The organism is Paraburkholderia sabiae, from assembly GCF_030412785.1.
Taxonomy (GTDB): Bacteria; Pseudomonadota; Gammaproteobacteria; order Burkholderiales; family Burkholderiaceae; genus Paraburkholderia; species Paraburkholderia sabiae.
Genome location: NZ_CP125296.1, coordinates 614525 through 634736 on the forward strand (window position 1 = coordinate 614525; position 20212 = coordinate 634736).

General features: G+C 62.4%; 19 protein-coding genes. 3 read left to right on the forward strand and 16 right to left on the reverse strand.

The genetic code is table 11. From position 1 onward, the window contains the following. The first annotated feature begins 122 nt into the window (after nucleotides 1-122). Complete coding sequence (locus QEN71_RS32430) at nucleotides 123-1235, forward strand: sensor histidine kinase (protein ID WP_233471630.1); 1113 nt, start codon at nucleotides 123-125, stop codon at nucleotides 1233-1235. Between the two features lie 17 nt (nucleotides 1236-1252). Here QEN71_RS32430 and QEN71_RS32435 read toward each other — a convergent pair whose 3' ends face one another. After that, entirely contained in the window at nucleotides 1253-1828 is a 576-nt protein-coding gene (locus QEN71_RS32435; protein WP_201647238.1) for a DUF1003 domain-containing protein, read from the reverse strand. Nucleotides 1829-2182: 354 nt separating this feature from the next. Here QEN71_RS32435 and QEN71_RS32440 point away from each other — a divergent pair, with 354 nt between their 5' ends. Beyond that, a complete protein-coding gene (locus QEN71_RS32440; RefSeq protein ID WP_201647239.1) occupies nucleotides 2183-3004 on the forward strand; it encodes an alpha/beta fold hydrolase in 822 nt (273 codons plus the stop codon). Nucleotides 3005-3063: 59 nt separating this feature from the next. Here QEN71_RS32440 and QEN71_RS32445 read toward each other — a convergent pair whose 3' ends face one another. The 14 genes from QEN71_RS32445 to garL all read right to left on the reverse strand — a co-directional run bounded on the left by QEN71_RS32445 (nucleotide 3064) and on the right by garL (nucleotide 17504). Then, nucleotides 3064-3351, reverse strand: coding sequence for a DUF971 domain-containing protein (locus tag QEN71_RS32445; RefSeq protein WP_201647240.1), 288 nt, complete (start codon nucleotides 3349-3351; stop codon nucleotides 3064-3066). Then, nucleotides 3348-4343: a HEAT repeat domain-containing protein gene (locus QEN71_RS32450; protein ID WP_201647241.1), complete on the reverse strand. Its 996-nt coding sequence runs from the start codon at nucleotides 4341-4343 to the stop codon at nucleotides 3348-3350. Before QEN71_RS32450 ends, QEN71_RS32445 begins: the two co-directional genes overlap by 4 nt. Nucleotides 4344-4362: 19 nt before the next feature. Then, a complete protein-coding gene (locus tag QEN71_RS32455; RefSeq protein ID WP_201647242.1) occupies nucleotides 4363-5154 on the reverse strand; it encodes an ABC transporter ATP-binding protein in 792 nt (263 codons plus the stop codon). Continuing rightward, complete coding sequence (locus QEN71_RS32460; protein ID WP_201647243.1) at nucleotides 5151-5996, reverse strand: ABC transporter permease; 846 nt, start codon at nucleotides 5994-5996, stop codon at nucleotides 5151-5153. The genes QEN71_RS32455 and QEN71_RS32460 overlap by 4 nt, the downstream gene beginning before the upstream one ends. 37 nt (nucleotides 5997-6033) lie before the next feature. Then, nucleotides 6034-7467: an ABC transporter substrate-binding protein gene (locus QEN71_RS32465; RefSeq protein ID WP_201647244.1), complete on the reverse strand. Its 1434-nt coding sequence runs from the start codon at nucleotides 7465-7467 to the stop codon at nucleotides 6034-6036. 49 nt (nucleotides 7468-7516) lie between these two features. Next, nucleotides 7517-7762, reverse strand: a complete 246-nt coding sequence (locus QEN71_RS32470; RefSeq protein WP_201647245.1) for a 4Fe-4S dicluster domain-containing protein — start codon at nucleotides 7760-7762, stop codon at nucleotides 7517-7519. 14 nt (nucleotides 7763-7776) lie between these two features. Beyond that, nucleotides 7777-9543, reverse strand: coding sequence for a fumarate reductase/succinate dehydrogenase flavoprotein subunit (locus tag QEN71_RS32475; protein WP_201647246.1), 1767 nt, complete (start codon nucleotides 9541-9543; stop codon nucleotides 7777-7779). Then, entirely contained in the window at nucleotides 9540-10331 is a 792-nt protein-coding gene (locus QEN71_RS32480) for a GntR family transcriptional regulator (protein WP_201647247.1), read from the reverse strand. The genes QEN71_RS32475 and QEN71_RS32480 overlap by 4 nt, the downstream gene beginning before the upstream one ends. A gap of 191 nt (nucleotides 10332-10522) precedes the next feature. Further along, a complete protein-coding gene (locus QEN71_RS32485; RefSeq protein ID WP_201647248.1) occupies nucleotides 10523-11866 on the reverse strand; it encodes a pyridoxal phosphate-dependent decarboxylase family protein in 1344 nt (447 codons plus the stop codon). A gap of 366 nt (nucleotides 11867-12232) precedes the next feature. Continuing rightward, a complete protein-coding gene (kdgD, locus tag QEN71_RS32490) occupies nucleotides 12233-13150 on the reverse strand; it encodes a 5-dehydro-4-deoxyglucarate dehydratase (RefSeq protein WP_201647249.1) in 918 nt (305 codons plus the stop codon). Between the two features lie 83 nt (nucleotides 13151-13233). Next, on the reverse strand, nucleotides 13234-14583 hold the full coding sequence (gene gudD, locus QEN71_RS32495; protein WP_201647250.1) for a glucarate dehydratase: 1350 nt from the start codon (nucleotides 14581-14583) through the stop codon (nucleotides 13234-13236). A 91-nt stretch (nucleotides 14584-14674) separates the two neighbouring features. Beyond that, nucleotides 14675-15754, reverse strand: coding sequence for a lactonase family protein (locus QEN71_RS32500; protein WP_201647251.1), 1080 nt, complete (start codon nucleotides 15752-15754; stop codon nucleotides 14675-14677). Nucleotides 15755-15785: 31 nt separating this feature from the next. After that, a complete protein-coding gene (locus QEN71_RS32505) occupies nucleotides 15786-16676 on the reverse strand; it encodes a 2-hydroxy-3-oxopropionate reductase (protein ID WP_201647252.1) in 891 nt (296 codons plus the stop codon). A 42-nt stretch (nucleotides 16677-16718) separates the two neighbouring features. Then, nucleotides 16719-17504: a 2-dehydro-3-deoxyglucarate aldolase gene (garL, locus tag QEN71_RS32510; protein ID WP_201647253.1), complete on the reverse strand. Its 786-nt coding sequence runs from the start codon at nucleotides 17502-17504 to the stop codon at nucleotides 16719-16721. A gap of 228 nt (nucleotides 17505-17732) precedes the next feature. On the opposite strand from garL, the gene QEN71_RS32515 reads away from it, so the two are divergent. Then, complete coding sequence (locus QEN71_RS32515; protein ID WP_201647254.1) at nucleotides 17733-19316, forward strand: aldehyde dehydrogenase (NADP(+)); 1584 nt, start codon at nucleotides 17733-17735, stop codon at nucleotides 19314-19316. Nucleotides 19317-19369: 53 nt separating this feature from the next. Here QEN71_RS32515 and QEN71_RS32520 read toward each other — a convergent pair whose 3' ends face one another. Then, entirely contained in the window at nucleotides 19370-20131 is a 762-nt protein-coding gene (locus QEN71_RS32520) for a FadR/GntR family transcriptional regulator (protein WP_201647255.1), read from the reverse strand. Nucleotides 20132-20212: the final 81 nt, after the last annotated feature.

Here is a 20212-nt window from a genome sequence, read left to right on the forward strand (position 1 = left end):
AAAGCCGGCAAGAAGTGTTGACGAGAGTTTGGGGCGCAGATCATGCATCGCGCCTCGCCCGTTGCGGCTCCGCGGATAGAGCGCGACTTGACGATTCCGATTCTCCAGCTCTCGACATGAACATGGAACGCGTGTCTTTCCTCGGCAAGCAAAACCCCACGCTGACGCTGACCCTCGCGGGCGCGCTGGCATTGTTCGTCTTCGTGGTCGACTCCTTCGGTCACTACGCGACGGCGATCATGGTGCTGTATTCGATCGTCGTCATGCTGGTCGCGACCGTGCTGTCGCGGCGCGGCACGCTGATCGTGGCGATCGTTTGCATCTGGGCAACGGTGGCCGGCTATCTGATGGGACATCTGGATGAAGACTCGTTCTCCGCGCTTGCGCGCGCGACGGTTGCGTGTCTGTCGATTGTCGCGACCACGGCGCTGACGTTGCGCATTCAGGCCGACAGCGCGCGGCTCGCGCAGCAGGTACGCGAACTGCACGAGACACATGAAGCGCTGAACCGATCGACAACCGAGCTTGCGCACGCGACGCGCGTGACGATGCTCGGCGAACTGGCGGCATCGATCGCACATGAAGTGAGCCAGCCGCTCGCGGCGATCACGACGCATGGCGAAGCCGGTCTGCGCTGGCTGAGGCGCGAAACACCGAATCTCGACGAAGCCTGCCACGCGTTCGAAGCGATGGCGAGCAATGCGCGCCGCTCCAGTGAAATTATTCGCCGCATTCGCGCGCTGGCCAGCAAGAGCGAGCCCACGTTCGCGCCGCTTGGCATCAATAGTCTCGTTGTTGAAACGATCGACTTGCTGGATCGCGAGGTCAAGAAGTACGGCGCGATCGTCAGGATGGATCTCGCGCCAGGCGAGTTGGTCGTGAATGGCGATCGCGTGCAGTTGCAGCAGGTGCTGATCAATCTGGCCGTCAATGGATTGCAGGCGATGTCGTCGATTAACGATCGGCCTCGCGAGCTGAAAGTGCGAACGCGCGTTGAAGATGGCGAGCGCGTGTTCGTGATCTTCGAAGACTCGGGAACGGGCATTGCGCCCGAAGTTGCAGCGAACCTCTTCAGTGCGTTCTATACGACGAAGGCGGAAGGCATGGGTTTGGGGCTATCCATTTGCCGCTCGATTGTCGAAGGACATGGCGGCTCCATTTCGTGCGCGACGCCTTCGACGCGTGGCGCGACAATGCAGATCGAACTTCCCGTTGCCGTTCACGCCGACGCGTGAACGCGCGTCTTTCGTGCTTACGATTTCAGATGCTTCTCGCGCGTGAGTTTCTCGTGAACGTCATGCGTCAGCCGCGCAATCTGTTCGGTTAGCTCACGCGTCAATTCCGTCAGTTCCGTGTTTTGCCGGAGCAGTTCCTGCATTTGCGTGGTTTGATGCGCGAGTGCTTTATCGCGCCGCTCTGCCGCTAAAGCCAGTGCTTCGCGATGACGCGCATCGGCATCGGCAAGCGCCTTGTCGCGGTCAGCCTGACGCGTTTGCGCAAGCAGGATCAACGGCGCGGCATAAGCGGATTGCAGACTGAACGCGAGATTCAACAGCACGAACGGATACGCATCGAAATGCGCGACGCCGCACACGTTAAGTGCAATCCACACACCGACGATCGCCGTTTGCGACAACAGAAACGTCGGCGTGCCGAAGAAGCGCGCGAACGATTCCGCCTTCAGCGCAAACCAGTCGTTGCCGAACGCCGCGCAAAGATGCGCATACGGATGCTGAAAACGCAGATGATCGCGCGCTGGTTCTTCATGCGCGATGTCATTCGATGGCTCGCTTGCGTGTGGCGCAATAACCTTTGTGATGCTTTCCATGATTGCCGTAATGGGTGTGGGATTGAATGCGCGGCGCGTTGCGCCGTCTCACTCAGGACTCTAGCTTTGCGTTGCCAAATGGCCTTGCATGAAAGCACGCCGCAATTCGCCTAAGCACGCGATTGCAGCAAGCTCTACGGAAGAGCATTGCAACGCGAGTGCTCGTGCAGATACCAAAGTGTCGGGGCGATACACAAGGCGCGATCGAAGAAAGCCTGAATACTGGACTCATACGCGATGCACCGGCGCGATGGAAATCGAACGGCGCGAAGCGCGTATTTCGCCGAGTTGCGTTCGTGCAGATCACGGAAAGAACGCGACGGCTGAACTGGCATCAATGAAGGAGTCCAGGTAATGGCTACGTTTGTATTGAAAGATGGCACCCAGCTTTTCTATAAGGATTGGGGTTCGGGTCAACCTGTCGTGTTCTCGCACGGCTGGCCCTTGAATGCCGATGCATGGGACGCGCAGATGATGTATCTCGCGGACAAGGGTTATCGGGTGATTGCGCACGACCGGCGCGGACATGGCCGTTCGAGCCAGCCGTGGGATGGCAACGACATGAACCGTTATGCCGACGATCTCGCGGAACTGATCGGGTTCCTCGATCTGAAGGAAGCGGTTCTCGTCGGTCATTCGACGGGTGGCGGCGAAGTGGCGCGCTACATCGGGCGGCATGGCGCGCAACGCGTGCGCAAGGCAGTGCTGATCTCAGCTGTGCCGCCGCTGATGCTGAAGACGCCGGGCAATCCTGGCGGCTTGCCGATCTCCGTATTCGACGATATCCGCAAAGGCGTAATCGACAACCGCTCGCAGTTCTTCAAGGATCTGGCGCTGCCGTTCTACGGTTTCAATCGCGAAGGCGCGAAGCCGTCGCAGGGCACGATCGACGCGTTCTGGTATGCAGGCATGCAATGCTCGATCAAGGGCGCGTACGACTGCATCAAGGCGTTTTCCGAAACGGACTTCACGGAAGATCTGAAGAAGATGACGATGCCGACGCTGGTGTTGCAAGGCGACGCGGATCAGATCGTGCCGCTCGACGATTCGGGCAAGCTGTCGTCGAAACTGGTTCCGAACGGCAAGCTGAAGATTTATGAAGGCGCGCCGCATGGCATGTGCACGACGCATGCGTATCTGGTGAATGCCGATCTGCTGCAGTTCATTCAGGACTGACGTTCTGGCATGCAGGTCCCGCTGGTTTTTGCTTGTGACAGCGGGACCTCGCCGATGCATCATTCCTCAGCTTGCAAGCGCTCCAGAAACGACCACGGAAAGATGCCGCGTTCGTGCCCGTCGCTGAAACGCAACTGCGCGCCGTATCCGGCCGGAAGGATTTCCAGCACGGCGATGTCGTTGGGCACGACAGGCGCGGCGCCATCCAGCCTTTGGCGTTTGCACTCGGCACACGGACAGATTTGCCGCAATAGACGATACGCGATGCGCTGCGTCGCGCCATCACCCCAATGCAGCGCCAACGTACGCGCGTGCATATCGAGTTCGATGTGAAGCGGGCTGTTCATCGCATGGCTTCGTCGATCTGTTGCAACGCGATGCGCACGGCTTTGCGGACTTCGGGATCGGCATCGTTGAGCGCGATACGCAAGGCCGATGCCGTCGACGGATCGCGCAGTTCGCCGAGCGCGAGCGCGGCTTCCTTGCGAAGATTGCTGATCGCGTGCGACAACAGCGCGACGAGCGGCTGTGCCGCCACGCGATCGCCGAGCTGGCCCAGCGCGCGGGCGGCGCGCAGGCGCACTTGCCAGTAGGCGTCGTCGAGCGCGTCGATCAGTGCATCGCGCGCGGACTTCGCGCGCAGCTTGCCGAGCGTCGTGGCCGCTTCCTCGCGTACCTGCCACGCGGAATCGCCGAGTGCATGCAGCAGCGCTTGCGCGGTGGCGGGATCGTCGGCATGTGAAAAGCCCAATGCGCCGACCGCAGTGCGGCGTATATCGGCATCGACGTCGTGCACGGCGATGGACGCGAGCGGCGCGAGTGCGCGCACATCCTTGAGCCAGCCGAGCACGCCGACTGCTTCGATGCGCACGTTCGAATCGTCATGTTCGAGTGCACGCAGCGCGGGCGAAAACGCATCGGCGTAACGCAGTTCGCGCAGTGCGCGCAAGATGGCGCGCTTCACGAACGGCGCAGGATCGTCGGCCCACTCGCAAAGCACTGCGCCTGACGACGTCTGCTTCAACGCAGACAGACTCGACGCCGCGGCTTCGCGCACGTTGTCATCGGTATCGTGCAACGCGTTGCACAACGCTTCGACGATATCGCGCTGTTCCCACGCGCCCAGCACGCGCGCCGCTTCGCTGCGCACGTCGGGCGACGCATCGTGCTTCAATGCAGCGACGATCGGCGGCAGTGCATCGGGGTCTTCGAGATCGGCGAGTTCGATCAACGCGATGCGGCGCACGGCGTCATCGTCATTCGACAGGCGAGGCAGTAGCGCGGCCGCTTCCGGCGCGAGCGAATGAGGATCGAAGGTCAGGATGGTCAGATCGGTCATGGGCGATGGAAGAATGAAGTCATGCCACGTCGCGCAGCAGCGCAAGGCATTGGCGCTTGATATCGATGAAGCCAGGGTCGAGCGTCGACTCGTCGCGGCGCGGCCGCGCCAGCGGCACGGGGATATCGGCGATCACGCGCGCGGGGCGCGTCGACAGCATCAGGATGCGATCGGCCAGGAACAGCGCCTCTTCGATGTCATGCGTGACGAACACGACGGTCGTGCGTATCTTCGCCCAGATGTCGAGCAGCAAGGTCTGCATCATGCGGCGCGTTTGCGCATCGAGTGCGCCGAAGGGTTCGTCCATCAGCAGCACGCGTGGCCGGTTGATCAGCACACGCGCGATCTCGACGCGCTGCTGCATGCCGCCCGACAGTTGTGCCGGATAGTGTGCACCGAACCCGCCGAGTCCGACCAGTTCCAGCAACTCGGCCGCTTGCCTGCGCCGTTCGCTCGCGCCGATGCCCTTCATCTTGAGGCCGAACGCGACGTTGTCGATCACGCGCTTCCACGGAAACAGCGTGTGCTGCTGAAACACGAGACCGCGTTCGGGATGCGGGCGTTCGACCGTTTCGTCGTCGACGGCGATCGTGCCTTCCGTCGCGGCGATGTGTCCGGCAATCGCGCCGAGCAACGTTGATTTGCCGCAACCGGACGGGCCCAGCACGCACACGAACTGTCCCGGTTCGATATCGACGTCGAGACCCTGGAGCGTGGTCAGGCGCGCATGCGGCGGCCCGACTTCGACGGACAGCGCGCGCACGTTAACACGTGCTGGCGCATTCACGGCATCGACGGTGAGGCTGCTCATCGGCGTGTCTCCTGCAGTCGATACCACGGCGTGAGCGCGACGCCCAGTCGCTTGACGAGCACACTGCTGCCCATGCCGAGCGCGCCGATCAGCGCCATGCCAACGACGATATCCGGGTAGTTCTGCAACGTGTACGACTCCCACGTGAAATAACCGATGCCGTACTGACCCGCGATCATCTCCGCCGTGACGAGGCAGAACCACGCGGTGCCCATCCCGATCGCCAGGCCTGTGAAAATAGCGGGCGCGGCGCCAGGCAGCACGACTTCCGTATAGAGCGCGAGCGGCCGCGTGCCGAGGCTTCGCGCCGTCGCGACGAGGCGCGGATCGACGGCTTCGACGCCGTGCACCGTGTTGAGCAAAATCGGAAACAGCGCGCCGATGAACGTGATGAACATCATGCTGAGTTCCGACGACGGGAACATGAGGATCGCGAGCGGTATCCACGCGACGGCGGGAATCGGGCGTAGTACTTCGAGCGCGGGCAGCACGGTATCTTCGACGGCGCGATAGCGGCCGATCGCAAGCCCCAGCCCGACACCGACCACGGCCGCCGTGCAGAACCCCGCCAGTACGCGCCAGATGCTGGCGGCCAGATGCATCGGCAGCTTCGGCGAGTGCAGCAGCGACCACAGCGCGGGCAGCGCATCGGAAGGGGCGGGCACGTTCGCGAACGTGATGATGCCCGCCGAGAGCCTGAAATGCACGGCCAGCTGCCAGAGCGCGACGCACGCCGCGAGCGATGCCGCGCGCCACGCGCGACGCTTCGTCGACGGCGCGAAGAAAGGCGCGCGCCGATGCCGCGAGGTATGCCTGTCGTGAAGATCGAAAGTGGCGGCCATAAACGTGTTCCCGATGTAGCGTGAAATGACGATGCGCTCAGCGCGACGCGACGGCTTGCGCTGCGCCCGTTTTCGCGGCGGCGTAATCGACGACCGCGCCGGAGACCTGTTGCGCGTAACGATCGGCGCCCGTTTTCAGCAGGAACGCGGTGATCGCGCCATGCGCATCTTTCACGTACCACGCCTGATTCGCGAAGAGCTTCAGGCCGCTCGCGTGGTCATGAACGAAGACGGCGCGTGTCTTGCCGCCGGACTGCTCGATCTTGCCGAGCGCAGCGAACGCTTCAGCCGGCGACGCATAGTTGCGCACCTTCGCTTCGCTTTCGAGCCACACTTGCGTGACATCGTTGAAATCGCGGATCGGCTTGCCCGTCAAGGCGTCGTTCGCGACGAGCGGTTGCTTCGCGTAGTTCTTCAGCGCGGCGTTGTAATCGAGGCCGGATTCCTTAAAGGCTTCGCGGATATAGCGGTCGTCGATGAACGTGTTCACATCCAGATCGACATCGGTTTTCTTCAGCAGCTTGAGCGTGTCGATTGCTGTAGCCGTTGCCTGGCGATACTCGGGCTTCCACGTCAGATCGCGCGTCTGGATGCCGAGCGGACCGTGATACAGATAATCGACGGGGGCTTCGATGCCCGTCGTCTTCTGGATCAGCAGACTGTATTTTTCAGGGTCTTGCGCGATCAGCTGATTGGCCTCGATGGCGGCGCGCAGATAGGCGACGACGACTTCGGGATACTTCTGCGCATACGCGGCGTCGACGAGCGCGCCGTGATAGGTCGGCGCGTGGCTTTGTGCGCCGTCGTAGATCTTGCGCGCGATGCCGCGATACGGGAACAGGTCCGCGAACGGTACGAAGTCGGCATGCGCGTCGATCTTGTTCGCCTTCAATGCGCTGCCTGCCACTTCCGGCGCCTGCGTGATGATGTTCACGTCGGTGTCGGGGTTCCAGCCTTGCGCCTTGATCGCGCGCAGCAGCATGCCGTGCGACGTCGATGCAAAGGGCACGGAGATCGTTTTGCCCTTGAGATCGGCGATCGAACGCAGCGGCGAGTTCTCCGGCACGACGATGCCGTTACCGCTGCCGTCCACGCTGCCCGACAGCACCGTGATGAAAATGCTCTTGCGTCCTGCCTTCTGGAACGCCGCGCCGTTCAGCGAGCCGGGGAAGTCGGCCATCGTGCCGAAGTCGAGCTTGCCCGCCACCATTTCATTCGTGATGGGCGCGCCGGACGTGAAGTCCTTCCATTGCACGTCGTAAGTCACGTCCTTGTATTTGCCCGTGTGCGGCAGGTATTTATCGAGCAGATGCAGTTCGCGAATCAGCAGGCCGCCTGTCGCGCAGTTGATCGTCGTGTCCTGCGTGCCGATGGCGACGCGGATCGTTTCGGCGTGGACGTTGCTCGCGGCGAGCATGAATGCGAGCGGCGCGATGGATGCGGCGATGAAGCGAGCGTAGCGAATGGTCATGATGTCGGCTCTGTCGTTGATATCGTGAACGTGCGGTGTTCGGATCGCGTTAGCGCAGCAGATAGGGGATATCGACTTTCACTGCGCCTGTCGGGCAATCCTGTTCGCAGGGCATGCAGTACCAGCATTCGTCGAACTGCATATAGGCCTTGCCCTTGCTGACGTCGATGGCGAGCAGATCGAGTGGGCACACATCGACGCAAACGGTGCAGCCTTTGTCGGCGATACATTTGTTTTCGTCGATCGTGACGGGTGCGGAGCTTCGATGAAGAATTTCGTGTGGTGTGTAGGACATCGCGGTGACTCCTGTCATGCCGAAACGTCGGCGAGCACGTGAGTGTTCGTCTGCGAATCGTGCTGCGCGCCGTGAATGCGCAGGTTGCTGTATGAACCGCGCTCGCGTTCGTCTAGCGGCACGATGTATGGCTCGACGGCGCGCTTCTCGCTGGTCATGCGGCCCGCCGCGTCCTTGCGCAGATGCGTATGGCAGAACCACTCCGCGTCGTTGCGCTGCGGATAATCGACGCGATGGTGATACAGACCCCAACGGCTTTCGGTGCGGAACAGCGACGCACGCGCAGCCATTTCGGCGCAATCGCGGATCGCGCGCACTTCGGCGGCGCGCATCAGTTCATGCGGATGCGTGGCCTTGATCGACGCGATGTCGTCGGCGATTTCCTCGAAACGTTGCAGGCCGATTTCCATCTTGCGCGTCACCTTCGGCGGCTGAAGATAATCGTTGACCATGCGGCGCAGCTTGTACTCGACCTGCGCAGGCGCAAGCCCATGCTCGCGTTCGAGCGGCGCGTAAATGCGCGCGCGTTCGGCGTCGATCTGCTGCTGATCGAGCGGCGCGAATTCACGGCCCGCGACGAACGCGGCCGCGTTCTGCCCGGCGAACCATCCATACGTGAACGCGCCGAGCATGTAGTTGTGCGGCACGGCGGCCATGTCGCCGGCAGCGTAAAGTCCGCCGACTGTCGTCTCCGCGCGTTCGTTGACATACACACCCGACGCGCTGTGGCCGCTGCAAAAGCCGATCTCGGAGATATGCATCTCGACCATCTGCTGACGATAATCGGTGCCGCGTCCCGCATGGAAACGTCCACGGCTCGGGCGTTCGTTCGTGTGCAGGATCTGCTCGATGGTCTGGATGGTTTCTTCGGCGAGGTGATCGAGCTTCAGAAACACAGGGCCATTGCCGCTCTGCAGTTCCTGATAGAACTCCCACATCATCTGGCCGCTCCAGTAATCGCATTCGATGAAGCGTTCGCCCCTGCCGTTCGCCGTGAAGCCGCCAAGCGGGCCCGTCACATACGCGCAGGCGGGTCCGTTGTAGTCCTTGATCAACGGGTTGATCTGAAAGCATTCGAGATTCGCGAGCGCCGCGCCCGCGTGGTAGGCCATTGCGTAGCCGTCGCCGGCGTTGGTCGGGTTTTCGTAGGTGCCCATCAGATAGCCGGATGCGGGCAAGCCGAGACGACCCGCTGCGCCGCACGACAGAATCACGGCTTTCGCGCGCACGACGTAGAAGTCCGCCGTGCGGCAATCGAAGCCCAACACGCCGTTGACGTCGCCGTGTGTGTCGGTGAGCAGGCGCGTTGCGACGATGCGGTTCGTGATCGCGATGCGCGCGCGTTTTAGTTGTCGGTACAGCACTTTCTTGATGTCATGTCCTTCGGGCATCGGCAGCACATAAGAGCCCATGTGGTGCACTTTCTTCACCGCATAGTCACCCGTACCGTCCTTTTCGAACTTCACGCCCCAGCGGTCGAGTTCTTCGATCGTCTTGAAGCTGTGCTTCGCGTACGCATAGACGGCGGCCTGATCGACGATGCCGTCGTTCGCGATCGTGATTTCGCGCGTGTATTGCTCGGGCGTCGCGTGGCCGGGAATGACGGCGTTGTTCAGGCCGTCCATGCCCATCGAGATCGCGCCGCTGCGTTTGACGTTGGCCTTTTCGAGCAGCAGGATCTTGAGGTCGGGATTGCTTTCCTTCGCCTTGACAGCCGCCATCGGTCCCGCCGTTCCGCCGCCGACCACGACGATGTCGTATTCGAGTACATGGGTATTCATCGCGTCTTCCTGGTTGCCTTGTTCTTCGTGCTTTTACCTGCTTTTTCCCGATCGATTCGCAAGCGGTACTGGAATGCATCGCCGCGAAAGTACAGATGCTCATAGTCGATGGGCGCGCCGTTTGCGTCGTGTGTGAGACGATCGATGCGCAACACTGCACTGCCTTCTTCCACGCGCAACGCATCGACGATTTCGTCGTCGGCGAGGATGGCGTCGATGGCGACATCCGCGTGACCGAGCGGCACGCCGCAGTCGTTTTCGAGGATGAGGAAGATGTCGCGCGTGACGAGATCGGCATTCGCGAGACGCGTGCCGATGGCGTCGGGCAGCCACGTCAGTTCGAGCGATACGGGCTCGCGATTGAGCAGCCGCACGCGATGAATCTCCGTGACGGGCGCGCCTTCTTCGAGCCCGAGACGCGCAGCCACGTTGCGATTGGCCTCGACGACGCGAAAGCTGCGCAACTGGTTGACGATTTCATAGCCCATCGACGACATCGCTTCCGCGAAGCCCTGCAGCGAGCTGACGTTCTGGAACGCCTTCGGCTTCGATACAAACGTGCCTTTGCCGTGCAGCTTGAACAACATGCCTTCTTTCTGCAGATCACCGAGCGCCTGTCGCACGGTGATCCGGCTCACGCCGAACATCGCGCATAGCTCGTGTTCCGATGGCATCTGCGAATGCGGCGCATAGGTGCCATCGAGGATGTGGGCGCGCAGCGCATCTTTTATCTGCGCGTAGAGCGGCACCGATGTGACGGGGGTGAGGAGGCTGGCCGGTTTCGACATGGCTCAACTTGTTATGACAAGATGAAACCGAGTCTAGTGAACGCGGGGATGCGTTCAAACCAAGTATTTCTGCTTTCTATTCGACGAGATCGCGGGAATAGGTCGCGACGTGCGTGGATTTGCGGCAATGCGTCGTGCGGGAGCCGCGAGCGCAGTCGGTGTCGAACGACACGACGCGCTCGCGGATACGGTCAGCCTTTGCGTAAAGCGCAGAGCAATTCGACGAGACGATCAACGTCTTCGTCACGCGTTCGCCACGACGAAACGCTGATGCGGAAAGCGGGTTGCGACTTCCACACGGTCGCACCGAACCACACTTCGCCGGATGCCTGCGCTGCTTCGCGAATGGCGACTGTCTGTTCGTCCGTGTCCGCGCGCACCAGCACCTGATTGAGCACGACGCGGTTCAGCACGTGAAAGCCGCCGGCACGCAGGCCCGCTGCGATACGCGACGCTTGTGCGCAATGACGTTCGACCATCGCCGCGACGCCTGAGCGGCCCAGCGAGCGCAACGCGGCCCAGATCGGTATGCCACGCGCCCTGCGCGAGAACTCGAGATTGAGGTTTTTCTGCGCATCGTGCGCACCCGTCAGATACACGGCGTCGCTATTCATCGCTTGCGAGAGTGCGGCGGCATCGCGGCAGATCACCATGGCGCCGTCATACGGCGTGTTGAGCCATTTGTGGCCATCGGTGGTCCAGCTATCCGCGCCGTCGATTCCTTCCGTCAGCGACGCCTTCGCCGAAGCGCGTGCCCAAAGACCGAAAGCACCGTCGACGTGAACCCAGGCGCCGGCAGCCTTCGCGCGCGGGATCAATTTAGCGAAAGGATCGAATTCGCCGGTGTTCACCTCGCCGGCCTGAAGGCAGAAGATCGTCATATCGTCGAGCGTCGGCAGCTTTTGCGGATCGATGCGTCCATCGGCATCGACGGGCGCGACGATCACGCGTTTCATTCCGAAGCCCAGCACGCGAAGCGCTTTCCTGACGGTGATGTGCGCCAGTTCCGATATCACGACCTTGACCTCGGGCGCGCCGACCAGACCGTCTGCATCGAAATCCCATCCCTTGCGAGACAGAAGCGTGCGCCGCGCAGCGGCAATGGCGACGAGCGTGCAGGCCGTCGCACTCGTGCCGAAGCCGACGGCGCTTTCGCGCGGCAAGTGGAGCACGTCGAGTACCCAACGCGCGGCGATTCGTTCGATGGTGGCTGCGACAGGCGAGTTGTCGAAGGACGACGCGCACTGATCCCAGGCGAGCATCAGGCGCTCGGCGGCTGCGGCGGGGGGCAGGGTGGCACCGACGACAAAGCCGAAGTAGCGCGGATCGTTCGATGCAGCCGTCGCAGGCGAGCCGGATTCGTCGAGGAGGCGAAGCATATCGAGCGAGGACGTGCTGTGTTCCGGAAGCGGCTCGTCGAACGCGTTTAGTCCGTTCAGCGCGGCAGGGTCAGGAAAGACGCGACGCTTGCCTATAGAGGTTAGATAGTTGTGAGCGCGTCGGTCCGCGTCGGCGAGAATCTCATCTTCGTCCATTAGGTAGGTCCTTGAGGTTGTGAAAGATAGCTCGGGAATCTACCGACGATAACAGATGGTCTTATCGGATGCCTGTGCCCTGACAAGGGTGGCGCAACAACGGGCGTATGGAGCAGATGAGGCGCTTGCGAACGCGCTGACAACGGGGGGGCAAGCAGAAAGTTGGCGCGTGAAGAATGGGGACGTGGAGAGCCCGTGGGTAAAAACACGGGCTAGCGGTGTGAGCGGCTTTCTTTTGCCTACTTTTCTTTGCCGCTGCAAAGAAAAGTAGGTGCCGCCCCGCACAGGGGCGACGCATGAAGCACAGAAAGCAAAACGCGGATGCCAGCGCAAAAAACCACACCGCGTAGACGCATAAAAAAGCCCTTACTGCGCCCCAAGCTTCCTGATCAAAACATCCAACTGCGCCAGCTCCTCATCATTGAGGTCGATCAAAGGCGCCCGCACAGGGCCCGCATCATGCCCAACGAGCTTGGCGCCAGCCTTAACGATACTCACAGCATACCCAGCCCGACGATTCCGAATCGCCAGATACGGCAAAAAGAACTCGTCAAGCAAACGAGAAGTCGTAGCATGATCATCCGCGGCGATAGCGCGATAAAACTCCATTGCAGTCTTAGGAATGAAGTTAAACACAGCGGACGAATAAACGGGCACGCCCAGTGCCTTATACGCTGCGGCATACACTTCAGCCGTCGGCAGACCGCCGAGATACGAGAACCGATCGCCCAAGCGACGGCGAATCGTCACCATGCTCTCGATATCGCCGACACCGTCCTTGAAGCCGATCAGATTCGGGCACTTATCCGCGAGACGTTCGAGCGAATCGGCATTGAGCTTCGAATTCGCGCGGTTATACACGATCACGCCCATGTTCTTCACGGCCTTGCACACCTGCTCGACGTGCGCGGCAATACCGTCTTGTGACGCTTCCGTCAGATAGTGCGGCATCAGCAGAACGCCATGCGCGCCATTGCGCTCGGCTTCCTGCGCGTATTCGATGGCGACGCGCGTCGGGCCGCCCGCGCCCGCGAGAATCGGCACCTTGCCTTTACAGGTTTCCGTGGCCGTGCGGATCACGTTCGTGTACTCCGACCTGGTCAGCGAGAAGAACTCGCCCGTACCGCCCGCCGCAAACAGCGCCGTCGCGCCGTACGGCGCGAGCCATTCGAGACGCGCTGCATACGTGTCGGCGCGGAAGTCGCCGTTGCTGTCGAAGTCGGTGACGGGGAACGACAGAAGGCCTTCGGATACGATCGCTTTGAGTTCTTGTGGCGTGGTCATGTTTCAGTTCGCAGTGGTGTGTCAGTCAATTAGAGCGGCCACGTGGGCCGCGTTGTTTCGTGTGAGATGTAGCGCTCGATGGTTTAACGCACGAGGCAAGGACGCTTGTTGTCGAACTTCCAGTTCGGGATCAGATACTGCATCGCGACACCGTCGTCGCGCGCGCCAAGGCCGTGCTGCTGATAAAGCTCGTGCGCCTTTTCGAGTGCATCCATGTCGAGTTCGATGCCGAGGCCCGGCTTGGCGGGCACCTTCACCTTGCCGCCGACGATCTCCAGCGGATCGCGCGTCAGATACTGGCCGTCCTGCCAGATCCAGTGCGTATCGATCGCAGTGATCTTGCCGGGCGCGGCGGCCGCGACGTGCGTGAACATCGCGAGCGATACGTCGAAGTGGTTGTTCGAATGCGAGCCCCACGTGAGGCCCCAGTCGTTGCACATCTGCGCGACGCGCACCGAGCCTTGCATCGTCCAGAAGTGCGGATCGGCGAGCGGGATGTCGACGGATTGCAGCTGGATTGCGTGACCCATCTGGCGCCAGTCGGTGGCGATCATGTTGGTGGCCGTCGGCAGGCCCGTCGCGCGGCGGAACTCGGCCATCACTTCGCGGCCCGAGTAGCCGTTCTCCGCGCCGCACGGATCTTCCGCATACGCAAGCACGTCGTGCTGGTCGCGGCACAGGCGGATCGCTTCGGCAAGCGACCACGCGCCGTTCGGATCGAGCGTCACGCGCGCTTCGGGGAAGCGTTCGGCCAGCGCCGTCACCGCTTCGATTTCGGCGTCGCCCGCGAGCACGCCGCCCTTCAGCTTGAAGTCGTTGAAGCCATAGCGTGCTTGCGCGGCTTCGGCGAGTCGGACGACGGCTTCGGGCGTCATCGCTTCTTCGGTGCGCACGCGTTCCCAGTCGTCGCGTCCTTCTGCGCCGCTTGCGTACGGCAAATCCGTCTTCTTGCGATCGCCGATGTAGAACAGATAGCCGAGCATTTCGACTTCGTCGCGTTGCTGGCCTTCGCCGAGCAGCGCTGCGACGGGCACGCCGAGATGCTGGCCCAGCAGGTCGAGCAATGCGGCTTCGAGCGCCGTGACAGCGTGAATCGTCGTGCGCAGATCGAAGGTCTGCAAGCCGCGGCCGCCTGCGTCGCGGTCGGCGAACTGCTTGCGCACCTGGTTGAGCACTGCCTGAAGATTGCCGATCGACTGACCGACGACGAACGGACGCGCATCGTCGATGGTCTTGCGGATGTTTTCGCCGCCCGGCACTTCGCCGACACCCGTGTGACCCGCACTGTCACGCAGAATCACGATATTGCGCGTGAAGAACGGACCATGCGCGCCGCTGAGGTTCATCAGCATGCTGTCGCGGCCGGCGACGGGAACGACGCGCAGTTCGGTGACGGTCGGTGCGCCTTGGGTCGAAGATGCAATCGTAGACATGAGAATCGGTCCTGGGTTGGTGCTCAGAAATTTGGCCTGCGTTCAGGCCTGTGAATATCGATGAAAGAGGCTTTGGGGCGCTTTTGACGGACTAGGTCTGCACGACGATTTCGACCCAGTTCGCGCCGAGCCCGCCCGCGCAGCGCGACACGGCGGACAACGCGCCTGAATCGGCGTCGATCGCATAGACGGCGACATGCGTGGACTTCTCGCCGCACGCGACGAGAAAGCGGCCCGACGGATCGATCCTGAAGCCGCGCGGTTGTGCTTCGGTGTCGGTGTAGCCCGCGTAGTCGAGCGAGCCTTCGGCGGTCACGCGGTAAGCGATCAGCCGGCTCGACGTGCGCTCGGCGACGTAGACGAAGCGTCCGTCGGGCGTTACCTGCACGTCGGCGCCCCACACGACCGATGCAGCCGTTGCCGGATCGATCTGTGCGGTGCGCAGGCCGCCGTCGTTCAGATGCGCGAGTGCCGGTGCGCGTGGCGATACGCTGCGTGCCGACAGCGTGCCTGTCTCGCTGTCGCGCGAAAACACGGCTACCGTCGCGCGAAATTCGCTCGATACGTACAGCGTTTTTTCATCGGGCGAGAAGCGCAGGTGGCGCGGGCCGAAGCCCGGTTCTACGTTCAGCTTCTGCACGAGTTCGAGTTTTGCATCGTGCGCATTGCGGACGATTGCAAAGCAGAACACTACATCCGAACCAAGCGACGTCGCATACGCGAAGCGTCCATCCGACGACGCAATGACGGCATGCGCATGCACGAAGCCGTCGATCACCTGACGCGGCTCGACTGCGCCGTTCGCAAGCGAATCCGCGCGATAGAGGCTCACGGAATTCTCGCCATACGATGCGCCGAGCAGCCAGTCATCGGACGGTGTCAACGACACATACGCGAGGCTCGATTCGATGGACGCGGTATGAACATGCGTGAGGTCGCCCGTGCTCGAATCGACCGCATACGTGACGATGCTGCGCTGCGCGCCGCGCGTGGCCGCATGCAATACGCGGCCGTCCGACGAGAGCGCCATCGGCATCACGGTGTCGCCCGCCGGATAGCGCGCGAGGCGTTCGATGCCGCCCGTCGCGCCTTCGACGCGGAACACGGCGACATCGCCATCCACCGCGTTCGATACGATCGCGAAAAACGAAGCAGTGCCCGACTTGCTCATGATGCGTGTACGCTCGATTTACGCGTCAGCATCATTTCTGTTTCTGTCCGATTTCGTGATCGGCGAGATATTCGAGCGCGCGAACCATGCCCGAGTGATCCCATGCCTTGCCGCCATGCGCCGCGCACGCGTTGAAGAGCGCCTGACACGTGGCCGTGTTCGGCAGCGACACGCCGAGCGACTGCGCCGTCGACAGCGCGAGATTCAAATCCTTCTGATGCAGTTCGATGCGGAAGCCGGGATCGAACGTGCGCTTCGTCATGCGTTCGCCGTGCACTTCGAGAATGCGCGACGACGCGAAGCCGCCCATCAATGCCTTGCGCACTTTCTCCGCGTCGACGCCCGCTTTCGATGCGAGCAGCAGCGCTTCGCCGACTGCTTCAATCGTCGCCGCGACGATCACCTGATTCGCGACCTTGCAGATCTGACCCGCGCCGACTTCGCCGATCAGCGACACGTTCTTGCCCATCATGTCGAACAGCGGCTTGACCTTGTCGAACGTGGCTTGCGCGCCGCCGACCATGATCGTCAGCGAAGCGGCCTTCGCACCGACTTCGCCGCCGGAGACGGGCGCGTCGAGATAGTCGGCGCCTTTTTCGCGCACGCGGGCCGCGAAGTCGCGCGTTTCGATCGGCGAGATCGAGCTCATGTCGACGACGATCTGCCCCTGGCGCAGCTTGCTCGCGACGCCGTCTTCGCCGAACAGCACGCGTTCGACGTCAGGCGTGTCCGGCACCATGATGAAGATCACATCCGCTTTCGCGGCGACGTCGGCGGGACTCGTGGCTGCCGTCACGCCCGCTTGCGTCAGATCGTCCGGCACGCCGCTGCGCGTGAAGGCGGCGAGCTCGACGCCGTTCTTGCGAAGATTGGCGGCCATGGGCTTGCCCATGATGCCGAGTCCAATGAAGCCTGCTTTCATTCGCTACTCCCGATAATGTGATGTGAGCGCCAGTCCGTCGCTTCAGGCTGGCATGAAGTGCTGGCGCACGCCGAGCGCCGCGCTGCGCAGCAGTCCCATGTCGGCGCAGACGGAAACCATCGTCGCGCCCATGTCGAGATAACGGTCGGCGTCCTGCTGCACGTGCGCGAGGATGCCGCACGGCTTGCCCGCCGCCTTGGCCCGCTCGAAGACATGCGCGATGGTTGCCTGCACGTCCGCATGATTCGCGTTGCCCAGATGACCATACGCTGCGGCGAGATCGGAAGGGCCGACGAACACGCCGTCGACGCCTTCGACGGCCAGAATCTCGTCGATCGCGCTGACGGCTGCGCGGCTTTCGATCTGCACGACGACGCAGATGTTGTCGTTGACCACCTGCAGATAGTCTGTCACCGAGCCAAAGCGATTGCCGCGATGTCCCACCGACACGCCGCGAATGCCCTGCGGCGGGTAGCGGGTGGCTGCTACCGCACGGCGCGCATCGTCGGCGCTGTCGACGAACGGGATCAACAGATTGAAGAAGCCCGCGTCGAGCATGCGCTTGATGATCACGCTGTCGTTGGCCGGCGGCCGCACGATAGGCGCGGAGCGGCTGTCTTTCAGCGCCATCAGTTGCGGAATCAGCGTCAGTTCGTCGTTGGGCGCGTGCTCGGCGTCGAGCAGGATCCAGTCGAACCCGATGCCGCCGAACAGCTCGGTCACGATCGGGCTGGCAAGCGACGACCAGCAGCCGATCAGCCGCTCGCGATTTCTGAGGGCGGCGCGAAAGCCATTGGGCAACGGTTGATACGGTGACGACAAAGCCATTTCTGTCTCCTGAGGACGGCTCGACCCGCCCGGCAACGTGCGTCTTGAGAAATATGGTACGTCATAGGATGTCTGAACACAAGATATGTCGTCGGATGTCCATGAGAAAGGCTGGTAAACCCTGAATCCTTATGCAATAAGGCTTGCCGACGCGGCTGCACATTGCATCGTCGTTCCTTTGTGTTGTACGATGACCGATGTTAACCAGCCATATGGAGAAGAGACATCGTGCAATTGACGGGTGACATGCTGATCGGGCGGCAAGCGGTTCGTGGGACGGACAGGGCGCTGCGCGCATTCAATCCATCGACGGGCAAGGAGATCGAGACGCCCGTCTTCGGCAGCGGTACGACGGATGACGTGTCGCGCGCCTGCGAACTGGCCGCGCAGGCCTTCGACACTTACCGGCAGCTGCCGCTTGCGGTGCGCGCCGAATTTCTCGACCGGATCGCGGACGGCATCACGGCGCTCGGCGATGCGCTGATCGAGCGCGCGCACGAAGAATCGGGCTTGCCGAAAGCGCGGCTCGAAGGCGAGCGCGGACGGACCACGGGCCAGTTGAAACTGTTCGCGAACGAAGTGCGCGCGGGCCAATGGCTCACGGCGACGCTCGATTCGCCTTTGCCCGAACGCAAGCCGCTGCCGCGCTCGGATCTGCGGATGCAGAAGATCGCGGTTGGACCTGTCGCCGTGTTCGGCGCGAGCAATTTTCCGCTGGCGTTCTCGGTGGCGGGCGGCGATACGGCGGCTGCATTCGCGGCGGGCTGTCCCGTCGTCGTCAAGGCGCATCGCGCGCATCTCGGCACGTCGGAGATGGTCGGGCGCGTGATTCAACGCGTGGCCGCCGAGATGAATCTGCCCGAAGGCGTGTTCTCGATGATCGTCGGCGCGGGCGGCACGGTCGGTGAAGCGCTCGTCGCGCATCCCGCGATCAAGGCGGTCGGCTTTACGGGCTCGCGTGCGGGCGGAACGTCGCTGATGAAGGTCGCGGCGAACCGTCCCGAGCCGATTCCCGTCTACGCGGAAATGAGCAGCATCAATCCTGTGTTCGTGTTGCCGGTGGCGCTCGCCGCGCGTGCTGAATCGATTGCGCGTGGTTTCGTCGATTCGCTCGCGCTCGGCGCGGGTCAGTTCTGCACGAACCCGGGTCTCGTGATTGGCATCGACGGTCCGGAGTTGCAAGCCTTCGCGCAAGCCGCCGCGCAGGCGCTCAATCAGAAACCCGCGCAGACGATGCTCACGTCGGGCATTCACGTCGCGTATCAGGAAGGCGAGGCGCGTCTTGCGGCCATCGAAGGCGTCGAGCCGGTCGCGCACGGCCTCGAAGCGACGGGGCCGACGCAGGCTTGCGCGGCGCTGTTCGTCACCGATGCAGCCGTGTTCCTCGCAAAGCCCGAACTGGAAGACGAGGTGTTCGGTCCGGCATCGACCATCGTGCGATGCAAGAACGAGCAGGAGCTGCTCGCGGTAGCAGAACATTTCGCGGGTCAACTGACGGCCACGATCGCGATGGATCGCGACGACGTTCAGCTTGCGAAGAAACTCGTGCCGATTCTGGAGCGCAAGGCGGGGCGTCTGCTCGTCAATGGCTTCCCGACGGGCGTCGAGGTTTGTCACGCGATGGTGCACGGCGGACCGTTCCCGGCAACGGCGGATAGCCGCGTCACGTCGGTTGGTTCGACTTCCATCGACCGTTTCCTGCGCCCTGTGTGCTATCAGGACTTCCCGGCCGAACTGCTGCCTGAAGCATTGGCGGACGACAACCCGCTCGGACTGTGGCGTCGGCGCGATGGACAGATCGTCAACGCGTGATCGATAAAAAAGCGGCCTTGAAAAAGGCCGCTTTTTTGTTAATTCGAAATGGTTTAGAGCGTGCGCATCGCCGCTGCTTCTTCCGCCTGCGTGCTCGCGCGACGCAGACGTTCGCGGCTGCTCGACAGATGCATGCGCATCGCGGCGCGCGCGCCGTCGGGGTCTTTACGTGCGATCGCGTCGAGAATGTTCTCGTGCTCCAGATTCACACGCGCCATGTACCCGCCGAGATCGCTTTGCGCGAGTCCAGGCGAATCCACGCGATGCCGCGGAATCAGCGCCGTGCCCAGCTGCGTGAGAATGTCGACGAAATAGCGGTTGCCCGTCGCGCTCGCAATCGAAATGTGGAAGCGCAAGTCGGCGGCCGTGCTGTCGCCACCTGTGCGGCTCGTAGCTTCGACGGCGTCGAGCGCCACGCGGATCTTCGCGATGTCGCGTTCGCTGGCCCGCTGCGCCGCGAGTCCTGCGCATTCCGTTTCGAGGCTGATGCGCAATTCCATCACGGAGAGCACGTCGGTCAACGTGGTGGCGGGAACCATGTCGAGGCCGAGCGGCTCGCGGCGCGGTTCCAGTACGAAACTGCCGATGCCGTGACGCGTTTCGATCACGCCGTTCGCCTGCAGCCGCGAAATGGCTTCGCGCACGACGGTGCGGCTGACGCCGAGCAACGACATCAAGGTGGTTTCGGTCGGCAACTGGTCGCCCGGCTTCAGCGCGTGCGAGCCGACCTGCTCGTTGACGTAGGCGACGACCTGGTCAGCAAGGCTCCCGCGTACTCGCCTTGGGGTCGAACCTGGTGCTGCAGACGCGGCCATGAATCGCTCCTCGGGAATTCAGATATATCTTGCATTATACGTTGTCCTACAACGGTTGACGGCATTTGCGGACTATGAGCG

Excerpts from the sequence above, each read along its gene's own strand:
- QEN71_RS32430 (WP_233471630.1), top strand. The coding sequence starts at position 123 with ATGGAACGCGTGTCTTTCCTCGGCAAGCAAAACCCCACGCTGACGCTG.
- QEN71_RS32435 (WP_201647238.1), bottom strand. The coding sequence starts at position 1,828 with ATGGAAAGCATCACAAAGGTTATTGCGCCACACGCAAGCGAGCCATCG.
- QEN71_RS32440 (WP_201647239.1), top strand. The coding sequence starts at position 2,183 with ATGGCTACGTTTGTATTGAAAGATGGCACCCAGCTTTTCTATAAGGAT.
- QEN71_RS32445 (WP_201647240.1), bottom strand. The coding sequence starts at position 3,351 with ATGAACAGCCCGCTTCACATCGAACTCGATATGCACGCGCGTACGTTG.
- QEN71_RS32450 (WP_201647241.1), bottom strand. The coding sequence starts at position 4,343 with ATGACCGATCTGACCATCCTGACCTTCGATCCTCATTCGCTCGCGCCG.
- QEN71_RS32455 (WP_201647242.1), bottom strand. The coding sequence starts at position 5,154 with ATGAGCAGCCTCACCGTCGATGCCGTGAATGCGCCAGCACGTGTTAAC.
- QEN71_RS32460 (WP_201647243.1), bottom strand. The coding sequence starts at position 5,996 with ATGGCCGCCACTTTCGATCTTCACGACAGGCATACCTCGCGGCATCGG.
- QEN71_RS32465 (WP_201647244.1), bottom strand. The coding sequence starts at position 7,467 with ATGACCATTCGCTACGCTCGCTTCATCGCCGCATCCATCGCGCCGCTC.
- QEN71_RS32470 (WP_201647245.1), bottom strand. The coding sequence starts at position 7,762 with ATGTCCTACACACCACACGAAATTCTTCATCGAAGCTCCGCACCCGTC.
- QEN71_RS32475 (WP_201647246.1), bottom strand. The coding sequence starts at position 9,543 with ATGAATACCCATGTACTCGAATACGACATCGTCGTGGTCGGCGGCGGA.
- QEN71_RS32480 (WP_201647247.1), bottom strand. The coding sequence starts at position 10,331 with ATGTCGAAACCGGCCAGCCTCCTCACCCCCGTCACATCGGTGCCGCTC.
- QEN71_RS32485 (WP_201647248.1), bottom strand. The coding sequence starts at position 11,866 with ATGGACGAAGATGAGATTCTCGCCGACGCGGACCGACGCGCTCACAAC.
- kdgD (WP_201647249.1), bottom strand. The coding sequence starts at position 13,150 with ATGACCACGCCACAAGAACTCAAAGCGATCGTATCCGAAGGCCTTCTG.
- gudD (WP_201647250.1), bottom strand. The coding sequence starts at position 14,583 with ATGTCTACGATTGCATCTTCGACCCAAGGCGCACCGACCGTCACCGAA.
- QEN71_RS32500 (WP_201647251.1), bottom strand. The coding sequence starts at position 15,754 with ATGAGCAAGTCGGGCACTGCTTCGTTTTTCGCGATCGTATCGAACGCG.
- QEN71_RS32505 (WP_201647252.1), bottom strand. The coding sequence starts at position 16,676 with ATGAAAGCAGGCTTCATTGGACTCGGCATCATGGGCAAGCCCATGGCC.
- garL (WP_201647253.1), bottom strand. The coding sequence starts at position 17,504 with ATGGCTTTGTCGTCACCGTATCAACCGTTGCCCAATGGCTTTCGCGCC.
- QEN71_RS32520 (WP_201647255.1), bottom strand. The coding sequence starts at position 20,131 with ATGGCCGCGTCTGCAGCACCAGGTTCGACCCCAAGGCGAGTACGCGGG.